The 7,518-nt window shown below is 61.7% G+C and carries 7 protein-coding genes; 2 read left to right on the top strand and 5 right to left on the bottom strand.

Annotated features, from left to right (window positions below; genetic code table 11):
* Together WLY71_RS28645 and WLY71_RS28640 are read left to right on the top strand one after the other, a co-directional pair.
* Nucleotides 1–398: amidohydrolase family protein (locus WLY71_RS28645; protein WP_347806247.1), on the top strand; the 398-nt coding region annotated here is incomplete at its 5' end.
* 12 nt (nucleotides 399–410) lie between these two features.
* On the top strand, nucleotides 411–1,073 hold the full coding sequence (locus WLY71_RS28640; RefSeq protein WP_347806246.1) for a flavin reductase family protein: 663 nt from the start codon (nucleotides 411–413) through the stop codon (nucleotides 1,071–1,073).
* A 137-nt stretch (nucleotides 1,074–1,210) separates the two neighbouring features.
* Here the strand turns inward: WLY71_RS28640 and WLY71_RS28635 are convergent, their stop codons facing one another.
* The 5 genes from WLY71_RS28635 to WLY71_RS28615 all read right to left on the bottom strand — a co-directional run.
* Nucleotides 1,211–1,870: a DUF799 domain-containing protein gene (locus WLY71_RS28635; protein WP_347806245.1), complete on the bottom strand. Its 660-nt coding sequence runs from the start codon at nucleotides 1,868–1,870 to the stop codon at nucleotides 1,211–1,213.
* Entirely contained in the window at nucleotides 1,867–2,211 is a 345-nt protein-coding gene (locus WLY71_RS28630) for a DUF4810 domain-containing protein (protein ID WP_405046683.1), read from the bottom strand. Before WLY71_RS28630 ends, WLY71_RS28635 begins: the two co-directional genes overlap by 4 nt.
* 60 nt (nucleotides 2,212–2,271) lie before the next feature.
* Nucleotides 2,272–2,946, bottom strand: a complete 675-nt coding sequence (locus WLY71_RS28625) for a CsgG/HfaB family protein (RefSeq protein WP_347806248.1) — start codon at nucleotides 2,944–2,946, stop codon at nucleotides 2,272–2,274.
* 337 nt (nucleotides 2,947–3,283) lie between these two features.
* Nucleotides 3,284–6,382, bottom strand: a complete 3,099-nt coding sequence (locus WLY71_RS28620) for an error-prone DNA polymerase (protein ID WP_347806244.1) — start codon at nucleotides 6,380–6,382, stop codon at nucleotides 3,284–3,286.
* Nucleotides 6,358–7,518, bottom strand: a 1,161-nt coding sequence (locus WLY71_RS28615; protein WP_347806243.1) for a Y-family DNA polymerase, incomplete at its 5' end; no start/stop codon positions are given. The genes WLY71_RS28620 and WLY71_RS28615, both read right to left, overlap by 25 nt.

Below are 7,518 nucleotides of genomic sequence, written 5' to 3'. Positions count from 1 at the left end.
ACGCCGCCACCCTCGGCGGCGCCAAGGCCCTGGGTCGCGATGATCTGGGCCGCTTGGCACCGGGCGCCAAGGCCGACATCACGGTGTTCAGCCTTCGCGGCCTGCATTTGGGGCCGCTGTTCGACCCACTGAAAAACCTGGTATTGGCCGGGCGCGGTGACGACTGCATCGCCAGCTACATCGACGGCCGCTGCGTGATGCAGGACGGTCAGGTTCAAGGCGTCGACTACCCCGCCCTGCAACGCCAGGCCCAACAACAATTCGAAAAACTGATGCGCAGCCACAGCGACCGGGCCTTCGGCCAACCGGACTGGAAAGGCCTGTTCAAACCGGCCATCCCGTTCGCTGACGACTACAGCGCATACGCGCCGCTGAGCGCGATTGATCCACTTCTTTAGAGAATTCTGCCCATGCAAAGCTTCGACTTCAGCCAATTGAGCCCGCGAGACAGATACAAGATTCTGATCGGCAGCGTGGTGCCACGGCCGATTGCCCTGGTCACCACCATCGACGGCGAAGGCCGGATCAACGCCGCGCCCTTCAGCTTCTTCAACGCCCTCTCGGCCGACCCGCCGATCCTCGCGTTGGGCGTAGAAAACTACGGCGACCAAAGCCCCAAGGACACCACTCGCAATATCCAGCTCAACCAGGAATTCACCGTAAACATCGTCAGCGATGCCCTGGTGGAAGCCATGAACGTCTGCGCCGTGCCGTTCGCCCCCGGTTTCGACGAACTGACTGCTGCGGGCCTTACTGCCATTCCCGGCACCACGGTCAAATGCCCACGGATCGGGGAAGCGCCGGTGGCTTTGGAGTGTCGAAGAATGATGGCGCTGTCCATCGGACAGTCCCGGGAGATTATCTTTGGCGAAGTGCTGATGGCCCATGTGCGGGATGAATTGATCGACCCGAAAACCTTGTATATCGATCAGCTCGGGCTCGATGCGATTGGCCGGATGGGTGGGCATGGGTATGCGCGCACGCGTGATTATTTTGATTTGCCGACACGGTCGTTGCAGGCGTGGACGGATGCGCCGGGGGGTGGGGAGCGGTTTTGGCCTGAGGCCAAATAGAACTCTGCCCACGTACACAAACCCTGTAGGAGCTGACGAGTGAAACGAGGCTGCGATCTTTTGACTTTGCTTCTTAAAAACAAGATCAAAAGATCGCAGCCTCGTTTCACTCGTCAGCGCCTACAGGATTGTGCAGGTCAGTCAGTGCCGTATTTCGGCGAACGCGGCCCGTACAGCAACCCCGCCGGTTGTCCTGCCGACAGCAGCCGAGCGCTGGTCACACCGGCGATCGGGTGACCGGCGTCGGTGGAACTGTTGATGATCTGCTTCACCGCTGCGGTGATCAGCATGCCAATCAAACCACCGCCACCATTGTTACCGCCCTCCTCGCTCGAAGCCCGAGCCGAGCCGGTCCACAGGGTGGTGCCGCTCTTGAGGTCCACCAGTTTCGCGCTGGCCGTAACCACGGTTTCGCTGCTGATGATCATGTAGCGAGTGCCGTAGTCCGTCACAGTGATGTACAGCGCAGCATCGGCACCGAAGATTTCTTGCAGTTTGTTGGCCGGTGCCTGATGGATATCCGCCGGCGTGGTCAGGCCATTCTGGCGGAACGTCTCATCGACCAGGGCGATCGGCAGCACGTAGTAACCGGCTTCAGCCAACGGGTACGTGACCTGCGACAACAGGCTGTAGGACGCCTTGACGTCCGGCGAGTTGTTCAGCGGCGGCAGCACCAGAATGGTTTTCGGACGACTTTGCTTGTATGCCGAATAGTCCACGGTCTTGGGACTGACGCAACCGCCGAGTACCGCCAGCGCCAGTAGCCCGGCCATCAGTTTCAATGAGCGCGCGATCATTGGGTGTCTCCGGTCTTGGCGTTTTTAAGCAGAAAGTCCATGTACGGCGTCGACTCGGGAAACAACGTCTTCTCGGTTCTGAATTGCTGCACCATCTGATCGTCCTTGCCCATGCTCAGGTACAACAGCCCCAAATGAGCGTGGTAGCCAGGCGGCGGTGTCCTGCCGGTGGACCTGATCTTCTGCAGGTCGCGCTCCAGTGCTTCGGCCTGAGCTTCCTTGGGCTCTTCACCCTTGAAGTACTCATAGACTTCCGGCTGGTAGCTTTCCCACTGGTAAAGGGTTTTCGGGCCGCTGTTGCAGCCGGCCAACAGGCCACTGACCAGCACGGTCGACGCCATCAGCGCCCATTTCGCATACATCTTGAACATGCTTGTACCGCTCCTTGTCATCGACCTTGATCAGTTGCCCGGTTTCCATGCACCGGCATTCATGCCGTCCACCAGACGATTGATCGCCTCGCGCATGGCCAGGTCGAGCACTTTTCCGTTGAGGGTCGAATCGTAGGCAGCGGTGCCGCCAAAGCCGATGACTTCACGGTTGGACAAGGCGTATTCGCCCGCGCCCTGAGTCGAATAAACCACTTCGGACGTGTTGATATTGACGATGTTCAGGTTGACCTTGGCGTAGGCCACCTGGGTCTTGCCGCGACCGAGAATGCCGAACAACTGGTGATCGCCAGTCTCTTTGCGGCCGAACTCGGTGACATCACCGGTGACCACAAAGTCAGCCCCCTTGAGGCGCTGGGACTGGCCCTTGATCGCGGCCTCCTGCTGGATCTCGCTCATGTTGTCGCGATCCAGCACGCTGAAGCGGTTGGTTTGCTGCAAGTGAGTGATCAGGATGGTCTTGGCCTGACCGCCGAGGCGATCCACACCGTCGGAGAAGATCCCACGCATGTAGCTCGAGCGGTTGTCGAACTTGCCGACCGCCATGGGTACGCGAATACCGGCATAAGCGAGGCTGGCGCTTTCGACCTTTTCTACCGGCAAGGCGCGCGAGCTTTCGGTCGCACACCCGGCCATCGCGCCCAAGACGGCAACCGCTGCCGCCGATACCAACATCCGAGAGATCATTCTCACTGTGCATTCCTTTTGAAAAACGGTTTATCCCGGCACGGCAATAGCCAGCCACTGCGGGTTGCAGCGGCGAAAAAGGGAGGGGGAATCAAATCGACAATCGACGTGCGGGACGTCGGCGGCCGGCATTATGCCAAAGTGCCACCACGGAGGACAGTGTTTAATTTTTATTGGCGTCAGTGGATTGGCAAACACACATCTGTAGGAGCTGTCGAGTGAAACGAGGCTGCGATCTTTTGATCTTGTTTTTAAAAAGCAAAGTCAAAAGATCGCAGCCTCGTTTCACTCGGCAGCTCCTACACAGCTGCTACAGAGGGTGTTGTATAGGCACAGATCAGCGGAAATCGCGGCTACGTACGCTGATGCCATCCAGCAATGGACTCAGGTCGCTCAACCGTCCGGCAATCAAATGCCGCACCTCGCCTTCCTTTTCCCAGCGCCCGTCGACCTTGAGCAATTGCGAGCCGACCAACACCTGGCGCTGCCGGTCGGCCAGGTCGCGCCAGACAATGACGTTGACGTTGCCGAACTCATCTTCAAGGGTGACGAAGGTCACGCCACTGGCGGTGCCCGGGCGTTGTCGACCGGTTACCAGCCCGGCGACGCTGACCGGTCGCCCATGCTCAACCTCCAGCAGCTCCTTCGAACTGCGGCAGCGCCGGGCTTTCAATTCACCCCGCAACAACGCCAGCGGATGCGGGCCGAGCGTGGTGCCGACACTGTTGTAATCGGCTAGCAGGTCCTCGCCAACGGTGGGTTTGGGCAACGACACCGCGCCCTCCTCCTGACTCGGCAGACCCGCAAACAAGCCGAGCTGTTTCTGCACCCCCGCCACTTCCCAGCGCGCCCGATGACGGTCACCCGCCAGGCCGCGCAGTGCACCGGCATCAGCCAGTTGCTCCTGGGCACGGGCATCGAGCCGCGCCCGTTCGCCGAGGTCGGCAATGTCGATAAACGCCCCCTTCGACCGTGCGGATTCGATGCGCCGGGCATCGTCCTCGCGAAAGCCCTTGATCATCCTCAACCCCATACGGATCGCCGGCTGGGCACCGGTGATCGGTTCGAGGCTGCAATCCCAGTCACTGGCGCGCACGTCCACCGGGCGGATCTGCAAATGATGCCGGCGTGCGTCCTGCAGAATCTGGTCCGGGCTGTAGAAACCCATGGGCCAGCTGTTGATCAGCGCACAGGCGAAGGCCGCCGGCTCGTGGCATTTCAACCAGCAACTGGCGTAGGTCAGCAAGGCGAAACTGGCGGCGTGGGACTCGGGGAAACCATAACTGCCGAAGCCTTTGATCTGCTCGAAAATCTGCGCAGCAAACTCGGCCGTGTAGCCGTTTTTCTTCATCCCGGCGGCCAGGCGATCCTTGTGCGGTTCGAGCCCTCCGTGGCGTTTCCAGGCGGCCATGGAGCGGCGCAACTGATCGGCCTCGCCGGGGCTGTAGTCGGCGGCGACAATCGCAATCTGCATCACCTGTTCCTGAAACAGCGGCACACCCAGCGTGCGCTTGAGCACGGTTTCCAGTGCCGGTGACGGATAGACCTCGGGTTCTTCCTTGTTCCGGCGTCGCAGGTACGGATGCACCATCCCGCCCTGAATCGGCCCCGGACGGACGATCGCCACCTCGATCACCAGGTCATAGAAGGTCCGGGGTTTGAGCCTCGGCAGCATCGACATCTGCGCCCGGGACTCGATCTGGAACACGCCGATGGTGTCGGCACGGCCGATCATGTCGTAGGTTTGCGAGTCTTCGGACGGGATCGTCGCCAGGCTCAGGTCCCGATGGCGATGACGGCGCAACAGATCGAAACAGCGGCGGATCGCACTGAGCATGCCCAACGCCAGGATATCCACCTTGAGCAGCCCGACGGCATCGAGGTCGTCCTTGTCCCACTGGATGATGGTGCGCTCGGCCATGGCGGCGTTTTCCACTGGGACCAGGCTGTCCAGAGGCTGCTCGGAAATCACGAAACCGCCGGGGTGCTGGGACAGGTGTCGGGGGAAACCGATCAGCTGCCCCGTCAGGCTCAGCACCCGGCGCAGCACCGGGCTCTCGGGATCGAACCCGCCTTCAAGCAGGCGTTCCACGGGCGGTGTTGCATCACTCCAGTGGCCACAGCAATCGGCCAGGGCGTTGATCTGATCCGGCGGCAAACCCAAGGCCTTGGCCACATCACGCACCGCGCCGGCCGCGTGATACGTGCTGACCACCGCCGTCAACGCCGCGCGGGTCCGGCCATAACGCTGGAACACGTACTGCAGGACTTCTTCGCGGCGTTCGTGTTCGAAATCGACGTCGATGTCCGGCGGTTCGTTGCGCTCTTTGGAGAGAAAACGCTCGAACAACAGCGTGGTGCGATCCGGATCGATTTCCGTAATGCCCAAGGCAAAGCACACCGCCGAGTTGGCCGCCGAACCACGACCCTGACACAGAATTTTTTGCTCACGGGCGAATCGCACAATGTCGTGAACCGTCAGGAAATAGCTTTCGTAGCCCAGCTCGGCGATCAGCTCCAGTTCCTTGTCGATCTGCGTCAGCACCTGGGCCTGCGGGCCTTTTGGCCAGCGCCACGCGATGCCCTCTTCGGTCAGATGCCGCAGCCAGGATGTGGCTGTCTGGCCTTCAGGGACCAACTCCCGGGGATATTGATAACGCAACTGACCGAGGTCGAAGGTGCAGCGCCGGGCGATGTTCAGCGTTTCGTCGAGCAGTGTTTGCGGGTAGATCGATTGCAGAGCAGCGAGACTGCGCACATGCCGCTCGCCATTGGGATGAAGACGCAGCCCGGCCTCCGCCACGGGCACGTGATGACGGATCGCGGTCATGGTGTCCTGCAAGGCGCGCCGGCCGCGAGCGTGCATGTGCACATCGCCGCTGGCCACTGCCGGGATTCGCAGTTCGCTTGCCAGGGTCAACAGCGCAGCCAGCCGTCGTGTATCGTCCTGGCCGCGATGTAGCTGGACGGCCAGCCACAGGCGTTCGGCGAAGGTCTGCTTCAGCCAGTGGCCCTGTTCAACGTCATCGACAGCGTCCGGCACCCACAGCGCCAACAGCCCCGGCAAGGGTTCGCTGAAGTCTTCCCGCAGCACTTGATACTGGCCTTTCTGCGTGCGGCGCCGCGCTCGGGTAATCAGTCGGCACAGGGTCTGGTAGCCCTCGAGGTTTTCCACCAGCAACACCAGTTTCGGACCGTTCTCGATGCGCACTTCGCTGCCGATAATCAGCGGTAGCTCCACGGCTTTGGCCGCTTGCCAGGCGCGGACGATACCGGCCAGGGTGCATTCATCGGTGATCGCCAAGGCCTGATAGCCCTGCTTTTTCGCCCGCTGAAAGAGTTCGAGGGCACTGGAAGCACCGCGTTGAAAACTGAAGTTCGACAGGCAATGCAGCTCGGCATAGTCGATGCTCATGCGAACCAGCCTTGCAGCCACAACGGGCCGTCCTCTCCGACCGCACGATAGGCCCAGCCCTGCTGGCCGGAACGGGTTTCGATCAGGAAGTAATCGCGGCGCACATCGGCGCCGTCCCACCAACCGGACTCGATGCGTTCCGGGCCCATCAGGATACGCGTCGAACCTTCGTGCACCGCCAGCGGTTCAGTCAGCAGCCAACCCGGACGTTGCACGGCAGGCAGCCCTGCACAGCGCTGACTGTCGACACTGGCCTGCCACGCGCATTCCGGCCGGTGATCGGCCTGGAACCGCAAGCCCTGCACAGCGTCCTCTCCCAACCGCGCGCGCAAGCGTTCGCGCAGTTGCTCCCACGGCAAGGACTGCTGCGGGCGGTCGTCGAACAGCTCATGGCGCTGGGGAACGAAGGCCGGCAAGTCTTCGGCGCGCAGGCGAAAACCGCGCACCGGGGCCTCGACCTGGACGTGCTCCAACCGCCCCCGGGCCAGTTCAAAGAGCATCGCCGGATCACGTTCGGCGCTGAGCAGGCCGACCTTGATGACGGTGTCCGGCAACCCGGCGTGCTCCAAATGCAGGTCAAAACGCTGCACGCCGCTGTCCCGACCGCAAAGAAACGCCGACAGGTCACCGGTCAGCCGGCGTAACGGAAACAGCAGCGCCTGATGGGACTGCACGTCGAAGTTGAGCTCGATGCGCACATCGAACCGGTCCGGCGGCAAGTAGAACGCCAGCGCCAGCCGCCGTAACCCGAGCAAGGCGTCCAGATGCTTGAGCACCTGAGCCTCGAAACGCCGGGCCAGGCTATGGCGAGGCAACGCCTGAACCTGACTCAACGTGCGCACCCCCATGCGCGATAACGCGGTGGCAACGCTGGTTTCCAGCCCGATCCGGTCGATGGACAGCTGCCCAAGATGATGTTGCAAGGCTTGATCGTCGGGCACCACCAGACCGTCATACGCGTTGGCCAGCACCCGTGCGGCCACCGGGTTGGGCGCGGCAACAATCCGATGGCGAAACCCCAACTCGCCGAGTTCGGTCCGCAACCGCGCCTCGAATTGCGGCCAGGCGCCGAACAATCCCAGGCTGGACTCGATTTCAAACACCACCGCACGCGGGTAATGCACGCTGACTTGTGAACTGAATCGATAAGCCCAGGC

It is taken from the genome of Pseudomonas rossensis, from assembly GCF_039888995.1.
In the GTDB taxonomy this organism is placed as follows: domain Bacteria; phylum Pseudomonadota; class Gammaproteobacteria; order Pseudomonadales; family Pseudomonadaceae; genus Aquipseudomonas; species Aquipseudomonas rossensis.
This window is presented reverse-complemented; position numbering and strand designations above follow the sequence as displayed.

What these genes read in the sequence shown, in the direction of transcription:
- WLY71_RS28640 (WP_347806246.1), top strand. Translation starts at nt 411, where the DNA reads ATGCAAAGCTTCGACTTCAGCCAATTGAGCCCGCGAGACAGATACAAG.
- WLY71_RS28625 (WP_347806248.1), bottom strand. Translation starts at nt 2,946, where the DNA reads ATGATCTCTCGGATGTTGGTATCGGCGGCAGCGGTTGCCGTCTTGGGC.
- WLY71_RS28630 (WP_405046683.1), bottom strand. Translation starts at nt 2,211, where the DNA reads ATGGCGTCGACCGTGCTGGTCAGTGGCCTGTTGGCCGGCTGCAACAGC.
- WLY71_RS28635 (WP_347806245.1), bottom strand. Translation starts at nt 1,870, where the DNA reads ATGATCGCGCGCTCATTGAAACTGATGGCCGGGCTACTGGCGCTGGCG.